Genomic DNA, 1,441 nt, shown 5'->3' with positions numbered 1-1,441 from the left:
CCCGCACCGACCACTGCCGGCACCGCCGATTTCACCAGCGCTGCCAGCAAAGGCAGCGATTGGAGCAGGGTTGCAATGTCCATAGGCGCACCCGAAACAAGGTTCAGGTGCCGGTATAGCGGATTCGGCGAAAGCCTCTAGCTCAGCCAGCCGACGGCGACGCCGATCAGCAGCACGACGCCGAGCAGGCCGCGATAGATGACGAAGGGCCAGGCGGAAAAGCGCTCGAGCACGCGCATCAGTCCCCATATGGCGAAGAAGGCGGAAATCGAGGCGACGACGAGGCCGACCGCCAGAACCGACCAGCCATAAGCGCCGAGGTGAATCTTGTGCAGTCCCCAAAGCTCCTTCAGGCCGGCCAACGCGATGGCCGGCAGGCCGAGCAGGAAGGAGAGCCGCGCCGCCTCCGGGCGGGCATAGCCAAGACTTAGCGCCGCCGTCAGCGTCGATCCCGAGCGCGACACGCCGGGAATGAGCGCGCCGACCTGGGCCACGCCGACGAGCAAGGCGTCGAGCACGGACACCTTGTCCAGGGTCACCCTGTGGCGGGCATAGATTTCCGACAGCGCAAGCAGCACGGCCATGGCGATGCAGGCCCAGCCGATCACGGCCAGCCCGCGCAGCGGCGAGTTGCAGGCATTAAGCACGCTGGATAGTGCGAGGCCGGCGATGACGATCGGAACGGTGGCAAGCACGATGCCGATCGCCAGGCGGAAATAGCGGTTGGCATAGTCGCGGCGCGTGAGCGCCGCCAGCGACCCCACCGCGACTTCCCTGACATCGCTCCAGAAATAGCTGATCACCGCGGCAAGGGCCGCGAGTTGCATAGCCGCAGAAAAGGCCGAGCCCGGGTCCTGCCAGCCAAGCACGGCGGGCACGACGCGCATATGCGCCGTCGAAGAGATCGGCAGCAGTTCGGTGATGCCTTGCACGATGCCGAGAAACGCCACCTTGGCGTAGCCCAGGCTGACAAAGCCGGTGTCCAATCCCTGCGTGCAGACGTCCGTCATCCCTGTCCTTTCCCCGGCGAAAATGAATTGTTATGCGCAAAGCCCCTCAAGGGCAGGCTTAGCCTCATGGTACGGCGAAGCCAATTCACGGATTTGTAAGGTGCCGCTTATCCTGCTTGACAACAGGCGCTTCCATATTATCATGGCTAATCTTACACTGTAAGGCAGATCGGAGGAGGACTAGCATGTCGACTGCCGCCCTCTCGGAACTGCAGCCGGTCGTCCCGCCGGTGTCGCACCATCCGGAAATCGGGATCGAGGAGGTCTCGCGTGATTTGAGCCGCGCCATCGAGCGCGCAGAGGTCAATGCCTGGCTCGATCTCTACGATGCCGCGCCCACGGAATTCGCCGCGCGGCACGGCTTGTCGCTCGCCCGCGACGGCGACCTCGTCTGGACCACCTGCACGACGATCCCGTTCATCCATTTCAAC

Annotated in this window: 1 protein-coding gene and 1 pseudogene; one reads left to right on the top strand and one right to left on the bottom strand. The window is 64.0% G+C overall.

What is annotated here, in order from left to right; translation table 11 throughout:
* Positions 1–137: 137 nt before the first annotated feature.
* Positions 138–1,010: an undecaprenyl-diphosphate phosphatase gene (locus EOA60_RS32730; RefSeq protein WP_095825291.1), complete on the bottom strand. Its 873-nt coding sequence runs from the start codon at positions 1,008–1,010 to the stop codon at positions 138–140.
* A gap of 185 nt (positions 1,011–1,195) precedes the next feature.
* On the opposite strand from EOA60_RS32730, the pseudogene EOA60_RS32725 reads away from it, so the two are divergent.
* Positions 1,196–1,441, top strand: a pseudogene (locus tag EOA60_RS32725) (hypothetical protein); the annotation flags it as partial.

This window comes from Mesorhizobium sp. M1A.F.Ca.IN.020.06.1.1 (assembly GCF_004023265.1).
In the GTDB taxonomy this organism is placed as follows: Bacteria; Pseudomonadota; Alphaproteobacteria; order Rhizobiales; family Rhizobiaceae; genus Mesorhizobium.
The sequence above is the reverse complement of the archived record's forward strand: the minus strand, read 5'-3'. Positions and strand labels throughout refer to the sequence as shown.